The sequence below is a fragment of the Streptomyces sp. NPDC026673 genome (assembly GCF_040638135.1).
GTDB lineage: Bacteria > Actinomycetota > Actinomycetes > Streptomycetales > Streptomycetaceae > Actinacidiphila.
The window spans coordinates 290,577-311,268 of the sequence record NZ_JBEZXR010000002.1 but is presented as its reverse complement, the minus strand read 5'-3'; the positions used below and the strand labels follow the sequence as shown (position 1 = coordinate 311,268).

The window sequence follows — 20,692 nt, the reverse complement described above, 5'->3', positions numbered from 1 at the left end:
CGTACTCCCGAGCGGTCACGCCGACGCGGTGGCCAGCAGGGCGTAGGCGCCCTCGCCGCCCAGCTCGCGCGCCTCCGCCCGCGCCCGCTCGTACGGGCCGTCGCCCAGGGCCGCGCGCGCCGCCGCCTCCGCCGTGCGCACCCCCTCCGCCTCCGGCACCGGGCGCGGCAGCTCCGCCCGAAGGCCGTCCGCGGCACCGTGCAGCCGGGCGGCCCGTACGGGATCCCCCAGGGAGACCAGCACCTCGGCCGCGTATTCGAGCACGGCGGCCAGACGCGGTTCGGCGCAGAAACCGTCCAGCCCCGCGCGCAGCGCCTCCCCGAACCCGGTCAGTGCGCCGGCCGCGTCGCCCTCGGCGGCACTGACCCGGGCCGCCAGGCTCGCCACGAGCAACTCGAAGTCCGGCGGAGGCGTGCCCAACCGACTCTCGCCGCGCGCCAGTTCACACAACTCCCGGGCCTCGCCCACCTCACCGCGGCGCAGCACGATCACCGCCAGCAGGGCACGGATATAGGAGCGCGCGTCCCACACCCCGTTCTGCTCGGCCTCCTCGGCCGCCTGCCGCAGCAGCTTCTCGGCCCGTTCGTCGTCGCCCGCCCGGTGGGCCAGTTCGCCCATCCGGGAACGGACGAAGATGCCCTCCACATGGGCGCCCAGCTCTCCGCCGAGGCGCAGCGCCTCCTCCAGATCCGCCTGGGCGGCCGGGTAGTCGCCGTACGCCAGGGCCATCTCGGCACCGGCCTCGCACACCTGGGCGCGCATCCAGCGGTCGCCGAGCCGCTCGCTGAGCTCCAGCAGCTCCGGCCAGTCCGCGTCGGCCCGGGAGAGCCCGCCGGGGAGGTCGATCGTGATGTGCGTACGGAACATCAGCGCGGCCGCGAGCTCCCAGTCGCCGCCGTACGCGCGGCACGCGGCCACCATCGTGTCGGCATGCCCACGGATCGCGTCGAGGCGGCCCACGATGTAGTCGGCGAAGGGCCACAGGACGCCGGGGAAGCGGGCCGAGTGCGGGCTGGGCGCGCTGTAGACCTCGATGATGCGGGAGGCCAGCGCCTGCACCCCCCGGCTGTCCAACTCCTCACGGGAGATGGTGTCGCTGACGACGAAGAGGTGGAGCAGTCGCAGGTTCATGCGCGGCCAGAAGCCCGGAGCACCAGGGTCCTCGGGGGGTCCGCCGAGCTCCATGAGGCGGTCGAGCCACTCCCGCGCCTCCTCGCGGAAGTTGCGCAGCCACCAGAACCAGCCCATCGCCAGGGCCAGCGCGATCGCGTCGTCCTCGGCGCCGGCGTCGATGGTGCGGTGCAGCACGGCCCGGATGTTGTCCAGGTCGGCCTCGACACGGGCCGCCCACACCAGCTGGCCGGGACCGCGCAGGGCGGTGTCGGCGGCGCGCGCGAAGTCCATGAAGTGCGCCGTGTGCCGGCGCGCCGTCTCCGCCCGGTCGGCGGGATCCGCGGCGGCCCGCTCGGCGGCGTACTCCTGGATCGTCTCCAGCAGCCGGAAGCGCACCTCCTCCTCGCCGTGGTCCACGACGACGAGGGACTTGTCGACGAGCTGGCCGATCAGCTCCAGCGCCTCCTCACCGCACACGGCCTCCGCCGCCTGCAGCGTGCAACCGCCCGCGAACACGCTCAGCCGGCACAGCGCCGTGCGCTCGGCCTCGTCCAGCAGGTCCCAGCTCCAGTCGACGACCGCGCGCAGCGTCTGCTGGCGGGGCAGCGCGGTGCGGCTGCCGCCGGTCAGCAGCCGGAAGCGGTCGTCGAGGCGGTCCGCGATCTGCCGCGGCGAGAGCACCCGCAGCCGTGCGGCGGCCAGCTCGATCGCCAGCGGCAGCCCGTCCAGGCGGCGGCAGATCTCGTCCACCGCCTCGGCGTGGTCGCGGTCCGCGTCGAATCCGGGACGCACGGCCGCCGCCCGCTCCACGAACAGCCGGTGCGCGGTCGGCAGCGGCAGCGGCTCGACCGGGCGCACCGTCTCACCGGTCACGCCCAGCGGCTCCCGGCTCGTGGCGAGCACCGTCACCCCGGGGCAGGCGGCGAGCAACCGGTCGGCGAGCGCGGCCGCGGCGTCGATGACGTGCTCGCAATTGTCGAGGACGAGCAGCATGCGGCGGTGCGCGCAGTGCTCGAGGAGCCGGCCCGCCGGGTCGGCCTCCTGGCCCGCGCTGCGCACCTCGCGGGCCGCGGCCAGCACCGCCGTGTCCCGGCGGCCGATGGCGCTGAGCACGGCGTCCGGCACGGCGGCGGGGCGGTCGAGCGGGGCGAACTCCGCGAGCCACACCCCGTCGGGGTAGGCGGAGGACGCGGTCACCGCCGCCGCGGCCTCCTGCGACAACCGCGTCTTGCCGGAGCCGCCGGGCCCGGTCAGGGTCACCAGGCGGTGCCTGCCGTCCGTCAGGCTGGTGCGCAGCGCCCCGAGTTCGGCCTCGCGGCCGACGAAGCTGGTGAGGCGGGCCCGCAGGTTGCCGGCGCGGAGCGCCGGCACCGGGGGCTCCGGCTCCGCGGTGAGCAGCGCGCCGTGCAGCGCCCGCAGTTCGGGGCCGGGGTCGGTGCCGAGGCGGTCCGCCAGGGCCAGGCGGGTGTCCTCGTACGCGGCCAGGGCGTCCGCGGGGCGGCCCGCCGCGCGCAGCGCCCGTATCAACTGCGCCCGGAACGGCTCGTGCAACGGATGCTCCGCGACCAGCCCGCGCAACTGCGGCAGCAGCTCGGCGGCACGGCCGAGCGCCAGGCACGCCTCGATCCGGCGGTACGTCGCGGTCAGCCGCAGATCCTCGGCCCGGGCCGCCGCGGAACCCCGGTCGGGCAGATCCGCCAGCGCGGGGCCTCGCCAGAGCGCGAGCGCGGACTCCAGGGTCTCCGCGGCGCGGGCCGGGTCACCGGCGTCGAGGGCGGCACTGCCCTCGCGTACGAGGCGCTCGAAGAGGTGGAGGTCGACGTCGTCGGGGGTGGCGGTGAGCAGGCGGTACCCGGCGGGGCCGGACACGACGGTGTCCTCGGCCGCGGCCCGCCCGTCGGCGAGGGCCCGGCGCAGCCGCGACACGAGTGCCTGCAGCGCACCGGGGGCGTCCTGGGGCGGCTCGTCGCCCTCCCCGCCCCAGACCTCGGCGATCAGCGCGTCCGGGGGCACCGCGTGCGGGGCGCGCAGCGCGAGTGCGGCGAGCAGTGCCCGCAGGCGTTTGCCGCTGCCCAGGGGCACGGGCGCGCCGCGGGCGCTGCGCGCCTCCGTGGCGCCGAGGATCAGGTACCGCACGGGGCCATTCTTGCGGTGCGGGCCGCGCGAGGCGAAGCCGTTTCCTTGGGCGGGGTCTCGTGTGCGGCGCCGCTTGTGGTTGCGGTTGCGGTTTCTCCCCCACCCTCCCGCCCTCCCCCAGCCTTCGGCCGGGGGTGCCCCCATCCGGCGCGGTCAGGCACCGCGCCGCTGCGTGTGTGGGTGGGCCGGGGTCGGGGCCTCCGGGGTGAGCATTCTGGACCGCATATTTATGTGCATGGCGGGCACCTGCGCTTGCTGTCCCGGATGCCGCACAACAAATACACGTAAGTGTCCAGAACGCCCACCCCTACGACCCCGCCCCCTCCCTCTCGTAGCGCGCCTGATCCCCGGAGGGGGTAAGGGGGCGGTCCGGGGTCACCGCAAGCGCCCAACCGACCCCCCACCGGGCCGACTGGCCCCATGCGGGCACCCCCTCCAGCAGTAGCTGGGGAAGGGCGGGGTGAGGAAGCGGTTCGGGGTCGCCGCAGATGCCTTGCTGACCCTCCTCCGGCCGTCGTGCGCCCACACGACCGGAGGGGGTGTGGCGGGGTGCTCCCGTGGGGGTCCCCCCGGCCGAAGGTTGGGGGAGACGAGCGGCAGACCCGGCGCGGAATGACGTTGGCGTAAACCGCGAGCGTTGGTGGGGGTCCCCCCGGCCGGAGGCTGGGGGAGTGCGCCGGCGCGGCACCGACCCCAGGCACACGGTGCGCGGCCCGCACCGACCGCGCCGGGCAATCGGGCGGGAGGGTGGGGGAGAAACCCAACATCAACCACGACGCACCCGCACACGACAACCGGTACCGCCCTCGGAAGGATCAGCGGGGGCCGTCCCCCTCATCCTCCTCCCGCGGCCCGAGCAGCTCGTCCGCGAGGGAGGGGAGGTCGTCGAGCGGGGTCTCCTCCGCCCAGGAGGGCCGGGGGCGCTGACGGGGCTGCCCCTCCGCCGGAACGGAGGGCATCTCGCGCGTGCGCTCGTTGTCCGGGTCCCGCGGCGCCCGTGCCGGCTCCTCCGGCCGGAAGATGCCGGGCGGCACCCGGTCGGCCGACGGAACGGGCGGCAGCACCGCCGTCTCGTCCACCGCCCCGGGGGTGACCGGTGGCAGCACCGCCGTCTCGTCGTCCACGGGCACAGGGCGGAGCACCGCCGTCTCCTCCGCGTCGGATGCGGCGGGCGCCGCGGGCGCCGCAGCCCGCGGCGGCTCGGCCGGCTTCGTGAAGTCCGGGAAGGCCGGCTTGACCGGCGGCAGCACCGCCGTCTCGTCGTCCACGGGCACAGGGCGGAGCACGGCCGTCTCCGGGTCCGCGGCGGACCCGCCCTGCGGGCGGGGCGTCTCGACGGTCCTCGTGGTGTCCTCGGCCTCGAGGCGGGCCTGCTCGGCCCGCATCAGGGCCTCCTCGGCCTTGCGCTGGCGCTCCAGGCGGCGCTCCTCGGCCTCGGCGCGGCGCCGGGCCTCCTCCTCCGCCTGGCGGCGCAGCCGCTCCTGCTCCTCGCGCCGGACGCGCTCCTCCGCCTCGCGGCGGGCGCGCTCCTCCTCCGCCTGCTGCCGGGCCTCCTCGGCGCGGCGCCGGGCCTCCTCGGCCGCCGCTTCCTCGGCCTCGCGGCGGGCGGCCTCCTCGGCGAGGCGGCGGCGCTCCTCCTCTTCCGCGCGGAGCTTGTCGAGCTGGGCCTGGCGCTCGCGTTCGAGCCGCTCCTCCTCGGCCTTGCGGGCGGCCTCCTCCTCGGCCAGCCTGCGGGCCTCCTCCTCGGCTTGGCGGCGGGCCTCCTCGCGGGCCTCGATCTCCTTCTCCGACAGGGGGAGGAGTTCGTCGAGCCGGTGCCGGATCACCGTGGTGACGGCCTCGGGCTCCTGGCCCGCGTCGACCACGAGGTAGCGCGCGGGGTCGGCCGCCGCGAGCGTGAGGAAGCCGGAGCGTACGCGCTCGTGGAACTCGGCGGGCTCGGACTCGAGCCGGTCGGGTGCCTCGGTGAAGCGCTCGCGGGCCGCCTCGGGCGTGACGTCGAGCAGGACGGTCAGGTGCGGGACGAGTCCGTCCGTCGCCCAGCGCGAGATGCGGGCGATCTCGGTGGGCGCGAGGTCGCGCCCGGCGCCCTGGTAGGCGACGGAGGAGTCGATGTAGCGGTCGGAGACGACGACCGCGCCACGCTCCAGGGCGGGGCGGACGACGGTGTCGACGTGCTCGGCGCGGTCGGCGGCGTAAAGCAGGGCCTCGGCGCGGTGGGACAGCCCCGCGCTGGAGACGTCGAGCAGGATCGAGCGGAGCCGCTTGCCGACCGCCGTGGCGCCCGGCTCGCGGGTGACGACGACCTCGTGGCCCTTGCCGCGGATCCACTCGGCGAGTGCCTCGACCTGGGTGGACTTGCCTGCCCCGTCCCCGCCCTCGACGGCGATGAAGAAGCCGGTGGGGGCGGGCGCCTGCTCGGGGTCGCCGCCGCGCAGCGCCTCGCGCAGGTCGCGGCGCAGCGGCACGCCCTGGCGGTCGTCGGTCTTGCCGAGGACGAGGGCCGCGACGGGCAGCAGCAGGGCGCCGATCAGCATCAGGGCGTACGCGGCGCCGCCGTGGTCGAAGGTGAAGTGCCCGTCGGCGACGCGGTGCGGGCCGATGCCGCCGGCCAGCAGGGGCGCGCCGACGGCGCCGACGGCCACGAGCAGGTGCACGACGGCGTGCAGGTGGTCGGTGGCGCGGGCCCGGCGGGACTCCTCGGTCTCCTGCTCGATGAGGACATGGCCGGTGTTCGCGGTGATCCCGGCGGCGATGCCGGCCAGCAGCGAGAGCAGCAGCACCGTCGTCGGGTCGGGGACGATGCCGGTGAGCAGCAGGGCGAGCCCGGTGACGGCGATGGCGATCGCGAGCAGGCGGCGCCGGGACAGGCCCGGGAAGGTGTGCGGGGCGATCCGGATGCCGAGTACCGGGCCGGCGGTGAGGGCCAGCACGAGCAGGCCGTAGCCGACCGGTCCGCCGCCGAGGTCGGCCGCGTGCAGCACGGCGAGCGCGACGGCCGCGGCGATGGCACCGGCGACGGTGGCGGCGCCCAGGACGAGCAGCGGGACCGCACCGGTACGCCCGCGGTCGTTGCTGCGCAGGCCCTGCAGCGGGGAGCGCAGAGGCGTGTCCTGCCCGCCCGGCAGCTCCAGCAGGTACAGCACGGCGCCGCAGGCGGCGAAGAGCCCGGCGGCCACGTACGAGGCCAGCGCGGCCTGGTGCGCGCCGAACCAGTCGACGCCGAGGCCGATCAGATTGCCGACGAGCGTGACGGCGACAAGCCCCGCGGCGGCGATCGGGAAGGCGACGAAGCCGGTGCGCTGGTCGAGGCGGCGCAGCGCGTCGAGGCGGTCGGGCAGCGGCCGTACCATTCCTGCGCCCGGCGCGGGGGCGGGCAGCAGGGCCGGGGCCGCGCCGTCCTTGGCGACGGTCCACAGCCGCTCGGCCACCCCGGTGACGAAGACGGTGACCAGCAGCCAGGCGACGGCGGTGTCCGGCACCCAGTCGATCCACAGCGGGGCGACGATCAGCAGGGCGAGGCGTACGACGTCGGAGCCGATCATCGCCCACCGGCGGTCGAGCACGCCGCCGGGCCCGGTGAGGGACCCGAGGGGACCGAGCAGCACCGCGCCGAAGAGCACCGCGGCGAGGACGCGTGCGCCCATGACGGCGGCGACGGCGAAGGCCGCGCCGCGGTATCCGCCGCCGAAGGACTGGGCGCCGACGGCGGCCTGCGCTGTCAGGACGACCAGGACCAGCAGGGCGAGCCGGTCGCCGACGGTGCCGGTCAGCTGCGCCCCCCACAGTTTGCGCAGGGGCGGGATCTTCAGCAGCGCGCCCACGGCACGTTCCCGCGAGTCTGCCTCGAGTTCGTCGGCGAACGTGTCCGTTGGCTGCTCGGATCGCGTCATCCCGCCAGCCTATCGGGACGCGGAGGCGTCCAGGAGGGCGGCTGCCGGGACCGCACCGGCCGTGCGGCCGGCGCGGGGCCTACTCGGCGGGCTCCACGGCCGCCGAGGCGGCCTTCTTCGCGGCGGCGGTGGTCTTCGCGGCGGTCTTGGCGGTGGTCTTCTTCGCCGTCGTCTTGGCCGCCGTGGTCTTCTTCGCCGCGGTGGTCTTGGCGGCCGTCGTCTTGGCGGCCGTCGTCTTGGCCGCCGTCTTGGTCGCGGTCGTCTTCTTCGCGGGCGCCTTCTTGACGGCCTTCTTCGCCGTCTTCTTGGCGGGGCCCTTGGCCCGCTTCTCGGCGAGCAGCTCATAGCCGCGCTCGGGCGTGATCGTCTCGACGTCGTCGTCGCGGCGCAGTGTGGCGTTGGTCTCGCCGTCGGTGACGTACGGACCGAAGCGGCCGTCCTTGACGACGACGGGGCGCTCGCTGACCGGGTCGGTGCCCAGCTCCTTCAGCGGGGGCTTGGCCGCGGCGCGGCCGCGCACCTTCGGCTGGGCGTAGATCGCCAGGGCCTGGTCGAGGGTGATCGTGAAGAGCTGGTCCTCGGTCTCCAGGGAGCGCGAGTCGGTGCCCTTCTTCAGATACGGGCCGTAGCGGCCGTTCTGCGCGGTGATCTCCACACCCTCGGCGTCGGCGCCGACGACGCGCGGCAGCGACATCAGCTTGAGCGCGTCCTGCAGCGTCACCGTGTCGATGGACATCGACTTGAAGAGCGAGGCGGTGCGCGGCTTGACCGCGTTCTTGCCGGTCTTCGGGGTGCCCTCGGGCAGGATCTCGGTGACGTACGGGCCGTAGCGGCCGGCCTTGGCGACGATCGGGCGGCCGGTCTCCGGGTCGTTGCCCAGCTCGAAGTCGCCGCTCGGCTTGTTGAGCAGCTCCTCGGCGAGCTCGACGGTCAGCTCGTCCGGCGGCATGTCGTCGGGGACGTCCGCGCGCTGCCCGGTCTCGCCCTCGACCTCGCCGGCCTTCTCCACGTACGGGCCGTAACGGCCGACGCGCAGCACGATGCCGTTGCCCACGGGGAAGGAGGAGACCTCACGGGCGTCGATGGCGCCGAGGTCCTCGACCAGCTCCTTGAGGCCGCCGAGGTGGTCGCCGTCGCCGTTGCCGGCGTCGGCGGCGCCTCCGACCGGGGTCTCGCCCTCACCGAAGTAGAAGCGGCGCAGCCACGGCACGGCCTGGGCCTCGCCGCGGGCGATGCGGTCGAGGTCGTCCTCCATCCTGGCGGTGAAGTCGTAGTCGACCAGCCGGCCGAAGTGCTTCTCCAGCAGACCGACGACGGCGAAGGAGAGGAAGGACGGCACCAGGGCCGTGCCCTTCTTGAAGACATAGCCGCGGTCGAGGATGGTGCCGATGATCGACGCGTACGTCGACGGACGTCCGATCTCGCGCTCTTCCAGCTCCTTGACCAGCGAGGCCTCGGTGTACCGGGCGGGCGGCTTGGTGGCGTGGCCGTCGGCGGTGACGTCACGCGCGGTGAGCGCGTCACCCTCGGTGACGGCGGGCAGCCGGCGCTCGCTGCTGTCGAGCTCGGCGTTGGGGTCGTCGGCACCCTCCACGTAGGCCTTCATGAAGCCGTGGAAGGTGATGATCTTGCCGGAGGCGGAGAACTCGACGTCCCGGCCGTCGGTGGCGCGGCCGCCGACCTTGACGGTGACGGACTGGCCGACCGCGTCCTTCATCTGGGAGGCGACGGTGCGCATCCAGATCAGCTCGTACAGGCGGAACTGGTCGCCGGTCAGGCCCGTCTCGGCCGGGGTGCGGAAACGATCACCCGAGGGACGGATCGCCTCGTGCGCCTCCTGGGCGTTCTTGACCTTGCCCGCGTAGACGCGGGGCTTGTCCGGCAGGTAGTCGGCGCCGTAGAGCTGGGTGACCTGGGCCCGGGCGGCGCTGATCGCGGTCTCCGACAGGGTCGTGGAGTCCGTACGCATGTAGGTGATGAAGCCGTTCTCGTACAGCTTCTGGGCGACCTGCATGGTGGCCTTGGCGCCGAAGCCGAGCTTGCGGCTGGCCTCCTGCTGCAGGGTCGTGGTGCGGAAGGGCGCGTACGGCGAACGGCGGTACGGCTTGGACTCGACCGAACGGACGGAGAAGGCGGCACCCTCCAGGGCGGCGGCGAGCGCGCGGGCGGCGGCCTCGTCCAGGTGGAGGACGCCGGCACCCTCCCTGAGCTGCCCGGTCGACCCGAAATCGCGGCCCTGGGCGACGCGCTTGCCGTCGACGGCGTTGAGCTTGGCGCCGAAGGTGCCCGGGTCGGTGGCGTCACCGGCCCGTCCGGTGGCGAAGGTCGCGGACAGGTCCCAGTACTCGGCGGAGCGGAAGGCGATGCGCTCGCGCTCGCGCTGGACGACAAGCCGGGTGGCGACGGACTGCACACGGCCGGCCGACAGGCGCGGCATGACCTTCTTCCACAGGACCGGCGAGACCTCGTAGCCGTAGAGGCGGTCGAGGATGCGGCGGGTCTCCTGGGCGTCGACGAGGGTCTGGTTCAGCTCGCGCGGATTGCGCACGGCTTCCTGGATGGCGTCCTTGGTGATCTCGTGGAAGACCATCCGGCGGACCGGGACCTTGGGCTTGAGGACCTCCTGCAGATGCCAGGCGATGGCCTCGCCCTCGCGGTCCTCATCGGTGGCGAGCAGGAGCTCGTCCGACTCCTTGAGCAGGTCCTTCAGCTTCTTGACCTGGGCCTTCTTGTCCGCGTTGACGACGTAGATCGGCTGGAACTCGCTGTCGACGTTGACGCCGAGCCGCGCCCACGGCTGGCCCTTGTACTCCGCCGGCACTTCGGCGGCCCCGTTCGGGAGGTCGCGGATGTGCCCGACGCTGGCCTCGACGACATAGCCGGGGCCGAGGTAGCCCTTGATCGTCTTCGCCTTGGCAGGCGACTCGACGATCACGAGTCGGCGGCCGCTGCCCTGTGCGGTCTCGCGGGTCGGGGACAACTTCGCTCTTCTCTCCGGGTCGAAGGTGGTCTCGCTGCGGAGTGTGACCGTACATCCCGGTCCCGTGTCAAACGGGAAAAGTCCGCAACGCCACTCGAACGGTAACCCGACAAGCGTCCTGTCTGCCGCACGGACTGCCGCCCATGTCCGATTTGCCCAGCTCAGAGGAGCAGGAACAGCCAGACCCCGACAAGGAGCGAAACCACTCCGAAGAAACCGGCCACGGCCGCCGCCGCCGGGCCGCCTCTACGGACCACCGGCTCGTGCCGCAGCGACCGGGTGACGGTCCAGGCCGCGAGGGCCGCCCCGAAAACCGCGAGCACCGTTCCGGCGAAGATCCCTGGCACGGTCTCCATGTGCATGACCCTCCGGGTCCCTCTGGTGCCTCACGACGACGCGCCGCAGCCCCGGAGAGTGGCACGCCGGGGCGACAGCCGGAAGAACCCGCGGTGAACTCCGACCGAAGCGGCCCGGCCGGTTCCCCTCGCCCCTCCCGCACGCCACCCCCACCGGAACACCCCAGCGTCGCGCGCCCCCTTCCTTCTCCACTCCTGTTCCTTCTCCACACCTGGCTCTATGGCCCTGCCCGCGGCCGTCTCCGCCCCCGGCCGCCTTGACTCTCCTGACAAGATGTCCGGATACGCCGATCGTTCACTCAGGGGGAGTCCCACGATGTCCGACCCGAACAACCCGTACGGCCAGCCGAAGCAGGACGGTTACGGCTACCCGCAGCAGGACGGTTACGGCTACCCGCAGCAGCCCCCGGCCGGCCCCGGCGACTACGGGCAGCAGCCCGGCTACGGCTACCCGCAGCAGGGCGGCCACCAGGCCCCCGGCTACGGCTACCCCCCGCAGGGCGGCTACACCGGCGACCCCAACGCGCCCTACGGCTACGACCCTTACGGCCGTCCGCTCTCCGACAAGTCCAAGATCGCGGCGGGACTGCTCGGCATCTTCCTCGGCACCTTCGGAGTGGGCCGCTTCTACACGGGCCACGTCGGACTCGGGGTAGGGCAGCTTGTCGTCTCTGTGCTGACCTGCGGATTCGGTGGCATCTGGGGCCTGATCGACGGCATCGTCGTACTCGCCGGCAGCGCACCCACCGACGCCGAGGGCCGCGTCCTGCGCTCGTGACCCCCTCACCCCCGCGCGCCCTGCTTCATGCCCCGCGGGTCAAGGTCGCCGCCTCGCTCACGGCCGGTGCGATCGGCGCCGTCTACCTCTACGGCGCCGACCCCCACCAACCGGGCCACTGGCTGCCCCGATGCCCCTTCAACTTCCTCACGGGACTGCTCTGTCCGCTCTGCGGCGCGACGCGCATGGCCCACGACCTGATGCACGGCGACCTCGCGGCCGCCTTCCACGACAACGCGCTGCTGCTGCTCGCCTGCCCCTTTCCCCTTTATCTGTACGCGCGGTGGGTGGCGGAGGGAGTGCGGGGCCGGGTCCATCGGCCGGTGGTCGGCAAACGCGCGCAAGTCGTGATCCTCGGGGTGGCCTTGACATGGGCCGTACTGCGCAACGCGGTTTGACAACGCGGCGATCACGGTTCCGTGACGTCTGTTAATCAGAGTGACGGATGTCCTTTTCTGATGACAGGATTCAGCCATTCAAAGGCGGGGGGCCAATCCAACCGATGCGCGTGCTCCCGCTGACTCGTCCCCGTTGCACTAGGAGCACGTCCCATGGCCACGCCCACGCCCACCACTGACGCTCCGTTCGGCCTCGACCCGTCCGGCCGTCCGCTCTCCGACAAGTCCAAGGTCGCCGCCGGTCTGCTCGGCATCTTCCTCGGCGGCCTGGGCATCGGGCGCTTCTACACCGGCCACACCAAGATCGGTGTGCTGCAGCTCGTCGTCTCGGTCGTCACCCTGGGCTTCGGCGGCCTGTGGGGCTTCATCGACGGCATCGTCCGCCTCGCCGGCAGCGCCCCGACCGACGCCGAGGGTCGCGTCCTGCGTTGATCGCACCCGACGGCCCGCCTCCGCGCTCTGCCGCGGAGGCGGGCCGTCGTGCGTTCACGCGCCGGTCACCCCACCGGCTCGATGAAGCCCTGCTCCACCAGCAGCCTGATCGCCTCCGGCGTACGGTCGCGCAGCACCACCGGGTCCTCGCCCAGCAGCTGCGCGATGGCGTCCAGGATGCGTCCGGCCGTCAACGTGCCGTCGCAGACGCCCGCGAAGCCCGCGCCGACCGTGTCGACCCTGGTCGCCCGCCGCATGCCGCGGTTGGCACGCAGCACGACGTGCTCCGGGTCCTCGGCACCGGGGAGGCCGACCTGCTCCTGCACCACCTCGTCCGCCAGCCGAAACCGCTCGTCCAGCAGCGCCGCGTCGTCGTGGGCGCGCAGGAAGTCCTGGCGGCCGAACCACGCCGCGATGTGGGGGCCGAGCGGCTGCTCGACCGGGTGGGGCCATTCCTCGGCGTTGATGACGGGGCGTTCGGAACCCGTCCTGCGCACGGTGATCCAGCCGAAGCCGACGGCCTTGGTCTTGCGCTGCTCGAAGGCGTCCAGCCAGGCGTCGTAGCGGGCGGCGTACTCCTCCGGTCCGGCCAGGTGGTCGCCGCCGTCACGCAGCCACAGCTCCGCGTACCGGGTGACGTCCTGGACCTCGCGCTGCACGATCCACGCGTCGCAACCGGCGGGCACCCAGGCGGAGACCCGGTCGCGCCAGTCCTCGCCCTCGATGTGCTCCCAGTTGGCGAGCAGCTGCAGATGCCCGCCCTCGGTGAGGTGCTCGGCGGCCTGCCGGACGATCGTGCGGCACAGGTCGTCGCCCGCCATCCCGCCGTCGCGGTAGGTGAAACGGCCGCCCGGGGAGATGACGAAGGGCGGGTTGGACACGATCAGGTCGTAGCGCTCGCCGCCGACGGGCTCGAAGAGACTGCCCTGCCGTACGTCCGGCTCCGCGGCCCCCGAGAGGGCGAGGGTGAGCCGTGTGAAGTGCAGGGCGCGGGGGTTGAGGTCGGTCGCGGTGACCCGGGTGGCGTGCCGGGAGGCGTGCAGTGCTTGGATGCCGGAGCCGGTGCCGAGGTCCAGCGCCCGGGCCACGGGCGTACGGACGGTGATCCCGGCGAGGGTGGTCGACGCGCCGCCGACCCCGAGCACCAGGTCCGCGCGGTCCACACCGGGCGTCGTGCCGATGCCGTTGGCACCGCCGACGGCGCAGCCGAGGTCGGAGACGATGTACCAGTCCTCTCCGCCGTCACCGCCGTAGGGACGGACGTCCACCGTGGCGCGCACCTCGTCGCCGTCACGGACGAGCCACCGGTCCTCGAAGGCCGCGTCCAGGGGCAGCACGTCGCGCAGCAGGCCGGACGGGACGGGCTGCTGCAGGAGGAAGAGCCGCACCAGGCTCTCCAGCGGGCTGCCGCCGCGGGTGGCGCGCAGGGCGGGCACGGTCTCGGCCCGCGAGAGGGCGGCGTAGGCGGTCGCCCCGAGCAGGTCGAGGCAGCCGTCGGCCGTGAAGGCCGCGGCGCGCAACGCGTCGCGGAGGAGGTCGGCGCGGTCGGGGGCGGGCAGGGACTGCGGGGGCGGCTGCGTACTCACGCTGCCATTGTCACCCCCTGAGGGGTCCCCGGCCGGTGCCCACCCGCCCTCGCGCACTCAGGACTTCGTGGGCGTGGCGCCGGAGTCCTGACAGCCGGGCTGCTTCGCCATGGCCTGGCCGACCTCGCCCCGGCGCAGCGTGTCGAGCGCCTGCTCGCCGCTCTTGCTCACCTTGGCCAGGTTGTCGGAGACGCTCTTCAGTCCGTCGGCGAACTTCGCCTGGTCGGAGACGGGCAGCGCGTCGACCTGCTTCTTCAGGTCGGCGTACGAGGTGGACAGCGAGTTGAGGTCGTTGACCGCGTCCTGCTTGAGCTTGGTGCCGTCGTCGACCGGCGGGTCGCCGGCCTTGCCGACGATCCCGGCGAGCGCCTTGTAGGCCTCCGAGATCTGCCCGAACGCGGTGGAGTCGGCGCTCCGGACGTCCTGCGGCTTGGCGTTGCTCGGGGTGTTGCTGATGTGGTTGTTCGCGTCGTTGATCTTCTTGACCTGGGCGGAGGCCTGGTCGCAGACCGTCTTCGCCCAGGCGTCGAGCTCTTCGTTACCGTCGTCGCCGCATCCCGAGAGCGACCCCATCGCGAGGATCACAGCCGTGGCGGACAGCGCAGCCGCGAGTTTGTTCTTCACGGCCCCGGAACCTACACGCCTCCTGTCCGCGAGCCACAGCGCTTGCACTCGATACGCCCACTATTGCCCCTTATGAACCAAGCAGAGGGTGATGCATCTGACGTGCACGCAGGCGGCGGGCGCCATCCCGAAGGATGACGCCCGCCGCCGTACGAAGATGAGCCCACGCTACGTCAGACCGTGGCCGTCGCCTCCGGGTCGGCCGAGCGCTTCGTGCTCTCGGCACCGTCCTGACCCGCGTCGGCACCCTCGTCGTCGCCCACGGCGATGCCGCGGCGCTTGGAGATGTAGACCGCGGTGACGATGACGGCGAGCGCCACGACCGCGGCACCGATCCGCACTCCGAGATTGGCGTCGTCCCCGTAGGAGAACTTGACGACCGCGGGAGCCACCAGCAGGGCCACCAGGTTCATGACCTTCAGCAGCGGGTTGATGGCCGGGCCCGCGGTGTCCTTGAACGGGTCGCCGACCGTGTCGCCGATGACGGTCGCGGCGTGGGCCTCGCTGCCCTTGCCGCCATGGTGGCCGTCCTCGACGAGCTTCTTGGCGTTGTCCCACGCTCCGCCGGAGTTGGCGAGGAAGACCGCCATGAGCGTGCCCGCGCCGATGGCTCCGGCGAGGTAGGCGCCCAGCGAGCCGATGCCGAGGGCGAAGCCGACGGCGATCGGGGCGAGCACGGCGAGCAGACCGGGGGTGGCCAGCTCGCGGAGCGCGTCCTTGGTGCAGATGTCGACGACGCGCCCGTACTCGGGCTTCTCGGTGTAGTCCATGATCCCGGGACGCTCGCGGAACTGCCGGCGCACCTCGAAGACCACCGCGCCGGCCGACCGGGAGACGGCGTTGATGGCCAGTCCGGAGAAGAGGAAGACGACGGCCGCGCCGAGCAGCAGCCCGAACAGGTTGTTCGGCTGGGAGATGTCCAGGTCCAGCCACCTGAGGTCGGCGGCGGAGATGTTCGCCTCCCGCACCGCGGTGTCGACGGCCTCCTTGAACGAACCGAACAGCGCGGTCGCCGCCAGCACGGCGGTCGCGATGGCGATGCCCTTGGTGATCGCCTTGGTCGTGTTGCCGACCGCGTCCAGGTCGGTGAGCACCTGGGCGCCCTCGCCGTGCACGTCGCCGGACATCTCGGCGATGCCCTGGGCGTTGTCGGAGACCGGGCCGAAGGTGTCCATGGCCACGATCACGCCGACGGTGGTGAGCAGACCGGTGCCGGCCAGCGCCACCGCGAACAGGGCCAGCCAGACGGAGGCGCCGCCCAGCAGGAAGGCCCCGTACACCGACAGGCCGATGAGGACGGCGGAGTACACCGCCGACTCCAGGCCGACCGAGATGCCGGACAGGACGACGGTGGCCGGCCCGGTCAGCGAGGTCTTGCCGATGTCGCGGACCGGGCGCCGGCTGGTCTCCGTGAAGTAGCCGGTGAGCTGCTGGATGAGCGCCGCGAGCACGATGCCGATGGCGACCGCGACCAGCGCGAGGATGCGCGGGTCGCCGCCGTGCGAGGCGATGTCGCCGGGCACGTTGGCCAGCTCGGCGTACGTCGAGGGCAGGTACGCGAACGCCGCCACGGCCACCATCGCCAGCGAGATCACCGCGGAGATGAAGAAGCCGCGGTTGATGGCGGTCATGCCGCTGCGGTCCGTGCGGCGCGGGGCGACCACGAAGATGCCGATCATGGCGGTGAGCACGCCGATCGCCGGGATCAGCAGCGGGAAGGCGAGGCCGGAGTCGCCGAAGGCGACCTTGCCGAGGATCAGTGCGGCCACCAGGGTGACGGCGTACGACTCGAACAGGTCGGCCGCCATGCCGGCGCAGTCGCCGACGTTGTCGCCGACGTTGTCGGCGATGGTGGCGGCGTTGCGCGGGTCGTCCTCGGGGATGCCCTGCTCCACCTTGCCGACCAGGTCGGCGCCGACGTCCGCGGCCTTGGTGAAGATGCCGCCGCCGACACGCATGAACATGGCGAGCAGCGCGGCGCCGAAGCCGAAGCCCTCGAGCACCTTGGGCGCGTCGGCCTTGTAGATCAGGACGACGGCGGCGGCGCCCAGCAGACCCAGGCCCACGGTGAACATGCCGACCACACCGCCGGTGCGGAAGGCGATCTTCATCGCGCGGTGCGAGACGGCCGTCAGGTCGGCCGCGGGCTCACCCGGCGCCGGGGTGGCGGCTCGCGCGGCCGCGGCCACACGGACGTTGCTGCGCACTGCCAGCCACATGCCGATGTAGCCGGTGATCGCCGAGAAGCCGGCGCCCACCAGGAAGAACACGCTTCGGCCGATGCGCTGCGACGTGGTGTCCGCGGGCAGCAGCATGAGCAGGAAGAACGCGACGACCGCGAAAATCCCCAGAGTGCGGAACTGCCGTGCGAGGTAGGCGTTTGCGCCTTCCTGCACGGCAGCCGCGATCTGCTTCATGCTGTCGGTGCCCTCATCGGCACTGAGCACTTGACGTACCAGCACCACGGCGAGCACCAGGGCGGCCAGTGCCACCACCGCGATGACGAGTACGAGATTGCGGTTGCCGTCGGTCAGTACGGGTGATGCGGCCAGGGGTTGAGCGATGTCCTGCAGGTGAGGGGTGAGTGGCCCCGCCATTCGTCCTCCTTGACGTTTGGCACGTGGGCGCGCGGCTCCGGCGACTTAGCAGCCGCGACGCTCAGGCTTGTGAGCTGAGCAAAGATGGACGGATTGTAGGGAGCCGAACTAGATCAAAACAGGGCGCAGGAAACGAAATTCGCCGAGGCCGTGGATATAGCAAAGGAGATCGCCCGCAGATATCACCGGAAAAGGTGAACAGTCACCGTGTAAGTGGATCAACCACCGGGTGAATCCGCGCACGCCGAGCTGACCTGCGGCGGAAGCGCGCAGGCAGCCCGGCGGGAACGCGTGAAGGGGGGCGGGGCGGCTAGGAGAGCGCGGCCGGGTTCAGCGGCCAGCTCATCCGGATGACATCGCCGTACTCTCCCGAGAAGACCTCGACGTCGTCGACGAGGCCGCTGATGACGGCCAGGCCCATCTGGCCCTCGTCCTCGGCCTCAGAGGACTCGGAGGACTCGGACGAGGAGGGCGAGCCGTCGGGAAGCGGCTCGGGGTGTTCCGCGGGGCTGTCGCCGCGCGCCGAGGGCACACTGGCCGCGTCGGCGGGACGCTCCTCCGCTTCGGGAGACTTGTCGCCGACCTCGATGGAGAACTTCTTCTCCTCCTCGGTCAGCACCACCCGTACGGGCCGGTCCGCACCGCTGCTGCGGTAGAGCCCGACGGCCCGGCTGCACGCCTCACCGACGGCGAGCCGGACCTCGTCGAGGACGGCCTCGTCCACCCCTGCCCTGCGGGCTACCGCAGCCGCCACCAGTCGTGCGGTGCGGACGTGCTCCGGCAGTGCGCTGAAGAGCAGTTCTACGGTGGGCATGGCCTCCCCCTCGTGCCTGTGGGCGGGCAACACAGGGGCCCGGGCGTCGGCGTCGCCCGGAGCCCCGCGGTCAGGCGCCGAACGTCAGTCGGTCGCCGCGACGGCCTCGTCGACCGAGGTGTGGATGGGAAACACCTTGGTCAGGCCGGTGATACGGAAAATCTTGAGAATGCGCTCCTGGTTGCACACCAGGCGCAGCGAGCCTTCATGCGCGCGAACCCGCTTGAGCCCGCCGACCAGCACGCCCAGCCCGGTCGAGTCCAGGAAGTCCACGCCTTCCATGTCCACGACCAGGTGGTAACTACCGTCGTTCACGAGTTCCACCAGCTGCTCGCGCAGCTTGGGTGCGGTGTACACATCAATCTCGCCGCCGACCTCGACGACCGTACGGTCGCCGACGGTTCGAGTCGACAGGGACAGGTCCACGGATCCTCCAGCACCTTGCATCGAGCGGTCGCCCCCCATGGATCGGCAGCCGCGATGGCATTCAATCACTTACCAGCGGGCATGCACGACGCCTTACGGCGATTGTCCGTCATGCCAGTGACACACTGAGTGCCGATGGCTCAGGATCATCTTCCGCAGTCGGCGCACGGCCGCACCTCCCCCGTCGCCCTCCTGGAGCGGCTTGCCACGGGGGCGGGCAGGGCCGCGCGCATCACCCATACGGAGCACTTGCCCCCACGGGCGGGTCGGCATGCCGATTGGCCTGATCAGATCCGCCCGGAAGTGATCGACGCGGTCCGCGCCTCCGGCATCGACCGGCCGTGGGAGCACCAGGCCCGGGTGGCCGCGCACGCCCTCGCCGGCACCTCCGCGGTGGTCGCCACCGGGACGGCCTCCGGCAAGTCGCTGGCGTACCTCGTGCCGGTCCTCAGCGCCCTTCTGGAGGGCTCCGAGGCCCCCAACGGCCGGGGCGCCACCGCGCTGTACCTGGCGCCCACCAAGGCCCTGGCGGCCGATCAGCGGCGTGCCGTGGCCGAACTCGCCGCGCCGCTGGGCAAGGCGGTCCGCCCGGCCGTCTACGACGGCGACACGCCGTTCGAGGAGCGCGAGTGGGTCCGCCAGTACGCGACCTACGTGCTGACCAACCCCGACATGCTCCATCTGGGGATCCTCCCGGGCCACTCCCGCTGGTCCTCCTTCCTCCGGCGGCTGCGCTACGTCGTGATCGACGAGTGCCACACCTACCGGGGCGTCTTCGGCTCGCACGTCGCCCAGGTCATACGCAGGCTGCGGCGTGTCTGCGCCCGTTACGGGGCCGATCCGGTCTTCCTCCTCGCCTCCGCGACCGCCGCCGACCCCGGAGCCACCGCCACCCGGCTGACCGGCGTGCCCGTCGCCGAGGTCACCGAGGACGCCTCCCCGCGCGGCGAGGTCGCCTTCGCGCTGTGGGAGCCCCCGCTCACCGAACTGAGCGGCGAGCACGGCGCCCCGGTGCGCCGCACGGCCACCGCCGAGGCCGCCGACCTGCTGACGGACCTGGTGCTCGAAGGCACCCGTACGGTGGCCTTCGTCCGCTCCCGGCGGGCCGCGGAGCTGATCTCCGTGATCGCCCAGGAGCGCCTGGCCGAGATCGACCGCCGACTGACCCGGCGGGTCGCCGCCTACCGGGGTGGCTACCTGCCCCAGGAGCGCCGGGCCATCGAGCGGGACCTGCACACCGGGCGGCTGCTCGGACTGGCCTCCACAACGGCCCTGGAGCTGGGTGTGGACGTCTCCGGGCTGGACGCCGTGCTCCTGGCCGGGTACCCCGGCACCAGGGCCTCCCTGTGGCAGCAGGCGGGCCGCGCCGGGCGGTCCGGCCAGGGGGCGCTGGCGGTGCTGATCGCCCGCGACGACCCGCTGGACACCTATCTCGTGCACCATCCGGACGCCCTCTTCCGCCATCCGGTCGAGTCGACCGTGCTGGACCCGGACAACCCCTACGTCCTCGCCCCGCACCTGTGCGCAGCGGCGGCGGAGCTGCCCCTGGGCGAGCCGGACCTGGAGCTCTTCGGGCCCGAGGCCGCCGGGCTGCTCCCCCAGCTGGAGCGCCGCGGACTACTGCGGCGCCGCGCGGGCGGCTGGTACTGGACGCGGCGGGAGCGGGCCGCCGACCTGACCGACATCCGCGGCGAGGGCGGCAAGCCCGTCCAGGTGGTCGAGGCAGGCACCGGGCGCCTGCTCGGCACGGTCGACGCGGGCGCGGCGCACACCACCGTCCACGAGGGCGCGGTCCACCTCCACCAGGGCCGCACCTATCTCGTCCGGCACCTGGACCTGGAGGATTCCGTCGCGCTGGTGGAGCAGGCCGATCCGCCCTATTCGACGATGGCCCGCGACACCACGGCGATCTCCGTGCTCGACGAGGACCTGGTGGAGGAGTGGGGTGAGGCCCGTCTCCACTTCGGCTCCGTCGAGGTCACCCATCAGGTCGTCTCCTTCCTGCGCCGCCGGCTGATCACCAACGAGGTGATGGGCGAGACCAAGCTGGACCTGCCGCCCCGCACCCTGCGCACCCGCGCCGTGTGGTGGACGGTCACCGACGGCCAACTCGACGCGGCGCAGATCCACCCCGAGGAACTGCCCGGCGCCCTGCACGCCGCCGAGCACGCCTCCATCGGCCTCCTTCCGCTCTTCGCCACCTGCGACCGCTGGGACATCGGCGGGGTCTCCGTCCCGCTCCACCAGGACACCGGACTGCCGACCGTATTCGTCTACGACGGCCATCCCGGCGGCGCGGGCTTCGCGGAACGGGCCTTCGGCACCGCCCGCACCTGGCTCACCGCCACCCGCGAGGCGATCGCCTCCTGCGAGTGCGAGTTCGGCTGCCCCTCCTGCGTGCAGTCGCCCAAATGCGGCAACGGCAACGATCCGCTGGACAAGCAGGCCGCGGTCCGTCTGCTCGACGTGCTCCTCGCGGCAAAGGGCCCGTCGGAACCCGAACCCGCGGTCCCCGCGCCCGCCCCGGATCCGGAGTCCTGAGGGCCGGCCCGGGAGCGG

At 72.8% G+C, this 20,692-nt stretch carries 13 protein-coding genes; 4 read left to right on the top strand and 9 right to left on the bottom strand.

From position 1 onward, the window contains the following. Positions 1–15 precede the first annotated feature (15 nt). The 4 genes from AB0F62_RS03010 to AB0F62_RS02995 form a co-directional block, all read right to left on the bottom strand. Positions 16–3,249, bottom strand: a complete 3,234-nt coding sequence (locus tag AB0F62_RS03010) for a BTAD domain-containing putative transcriptional regulator (protein ID WP_361791471.1) — start codon at positions 3,247–3,249, stop codon at positions 16–18. Positions 3,250–4,064: 815 nt separating this feature from the next. After that, positions 4,065–7,142, bottom strand: a complete 3,078-nt coding sequence (gene tmk / locus AB0F62_RS03005) for a dTMP kinase (protein ID WP_361791469.1) — start codon at positions 7,140–7,142, stop codon at positions 4,065–4,067. A gap of 79 nt (positions 7,143–7,221) precedes the next feature. Then, the gene (gene topA, locus AB0F62_RS03000) at positions 7,222–10,122 is read right to left on the bottom strand and encodes a type I DNA topoisomerase (RefSeq protein ID WP_361791467.1); all 2,901 of its coding nucleotides are present in this window, start codon (positions 10,120–10,122) and stop codon (positions 7,222–7,224) included. Positions 10,123–10,283: 161 nt separating this feature from the next. Beyond that, entirely contained in the window at positions 10,284–10,478 is a 195-nt protein-coding gene (locus AB0F62_RS02995; protein ID WP_361791465.1) for a hypothetical protein, read from the bottom strand. A 316-nt stretch (positions 10,479–10,794) separates the two neighbouring features. Here AB0F62_RS02995 and AB0F62_RS02990 point away from each other — a divergent pair, with 316 nt between their 5' ends. The 3 genes from AB0F62_RS02990 to AB0F62_RS02980 all read left to right on the top strand — a co-directional run bounded on the left by AB0F62_RS02990 (position 10,795) and on the right by AB0F62_RS02980 (position 12,086). Further along, positions 10,795–11,256 carry an NINE protein gene (locus AB0F62_RS02990; protein ID WP_361791463.1) on the top strand — a complete coding sequence of 154 codons (462 nt, stop codon included), beginning with the start codon at positions 10,795–10,797 and terminating at the stop codon, positions 11,254–11,256. After that, positions 11,253–11,654 carry a DUF2752 domain-containing protein gene (locus AB0F62_RS02985; RefSeq protein ID WP_361791461.1) on the top strand — a complete coding sequence of 134 codons (402 nt, stop codon included), beginning with the start codon at positions 11,253–11,255 and terminating at the stop codon, positions 11,652–11,654. The genes AB0F62_RS02990 and AB0F62_RS02985 overlap by 4 nt, the downstream gene beginning before the upstream one ends. A 153-nt stretch (positions 11,655–11,807) precedes the next feature. Next, the gene (locus AB0F62_RS02980) at positions 11,808–12,086 is read left to right on the top strand and encodes a TM2 domain-containing protein (protein ID WP_361791460.1); all 279 of its coding nucleotides are present in this window, start codon (positions 11,808–11,810) and stop codon (positions 12,084–12,086) included. A gap of 65 nt (positions 12,087–12,151) precedes the next feature. Here AB0F62_RS02980 and AB0F62_RS02975 read toward each other — a convergent pair whose 3' ends face one another. The 5 genes from AB0F62_RS02975 to bldG all read right to left on the bottom strand — a co-directional run bounded on the left by AB0F62_RS02975 (position 12,152) and on the right by bldG (position 18,133). Further along, positions 12,152–13,672, bottom strand: a complete 1,521-nt coding sequence (locus tag AB0F62_RS02975) for a methyltransferase (RefSeq protein WP_361791458.1) — start codon at positions 13,670–13,672, stop codon at positions 12,152–12,154. Between the two features lie 57 nt (positions 13,673–13,729). Beyond that, complete coding sequence (locus AB0F62_RS02970) at positions 13,730–14,296, bottom strand: small secreted protein (RefSeq protein ID WP_361791456.1); 567 nt, start codon at positions 14,294–14,296, stop codon at positions 13,730–13,732. 173 nt (positions 14,297–14,469) lie between these two features. Next, on the bottom strand, positions 14,470–16,893 hold the full coding sequence (locus tag AB0F62_RS02965; RefSeq protein ID WP_361791454.1) for a sodium-translocating pyrophosphatase: 2,424 nt from the start codon (positions 16,891–16,893) through the stop codon (positions 14,470–14,472). A gap of 310 nt (positions 16,894–17,203) precedes the next feature. Then, entirely contained in the window at positions 17,204–17,707 is a 504-nt protein-coding gene (locus AB0F62_RS02960; protein WP_361791452.1) for an ATP-binding protein, read from the bottom strand. Between the two features lie 84 nt (positions 17,708–17,791). Further along, positions 17,792–18,133: an anti-sigma factor antagonist BldG gene (bldG, locus tag AB0F62_RS02955; RefSeq protein WP_018562186.1), complete on the bottom strand. Its 342-nt coding sequence runs from the start codon at positions 18,131–18,133 to the stop codon at positions 17,792–17,794. 135 nt (positions 18,134–18,268) lie between these two features. Here bldG and AB0F62_RS02950 point away from each other — a divergent pair, with 135 nt between their 5' ends. Beyond that, the gene (locus AB0F62_RS02950; RefSeq protein WP_361791450.1) at positions 18,269–20,674 is read left to right on the top strand and encodes a DEAD/DEAH box helicase; all 2,406 of its coding nucleotides are present in this window, start codon (positions 18,269–18,271) and stop codon (positions 20,672–20,674) included. The last annotated feature ends 18 nt before the right edge of the window (positions 20,675–20,692 follow it).

What these genes read in the sequence shown, in the direction of transcription:
- tmk (WP_361791469.1), bottom strand. Translation starts at nt 7,142, where the DNA reads ATGACGCGATCCGAGCAGCCAACGGACACGTTCGCCGACGAACTCGAG.
- AB0F62_RS02995 (WP_361791465.1), bottom strand. Translation starts at nt 10,478, where the DNA reads ATGGAGACCGTGCCAGGGATCTTCGCCGGAACGGTGCTCGCGGTTTTC.
- AB0F62_RS02990 (WP_361791463.1), top strand. Translation starts at nt 10,795, where the DNA reads ATGTCCGACCCGAACAACCCGTACGGCCAGCCGAAGCAGGACGGTTAC.
- AB0F62_RS02980 (WP_361791460.1), top strand. Translation starts at nt 11,808, where the DNA reads ATGGCCACGCCCACGCCCACCACTGACGCTCCGTTCGGCCTCGACCCG.
- AB0F62_RS02965 (WP_361791454.1), bottom strand. Translation starts at nt 16,893, where the DNA reads ATGGCGGGGCCACTCACCCCTCACCTGCAGGACATCGCTCAACCCCTG.
- AB0F62_RS02960 (WP_361791452.1), bottom strand. Translation starts at nt 17,707, where the DNA reads ATGCCCACCGTAGAACTGCTCTTCAGCGCACTGCCGGAGCACGTCCGC.
- AB0F62_RS02950 (WP_361791450.1), top strand. Translation starts at nt 18,269, where the DNA reads ATGGCTCAGGATCATCTTCCGCAGTCGGCGCACGGCCGCACCTCCCCC.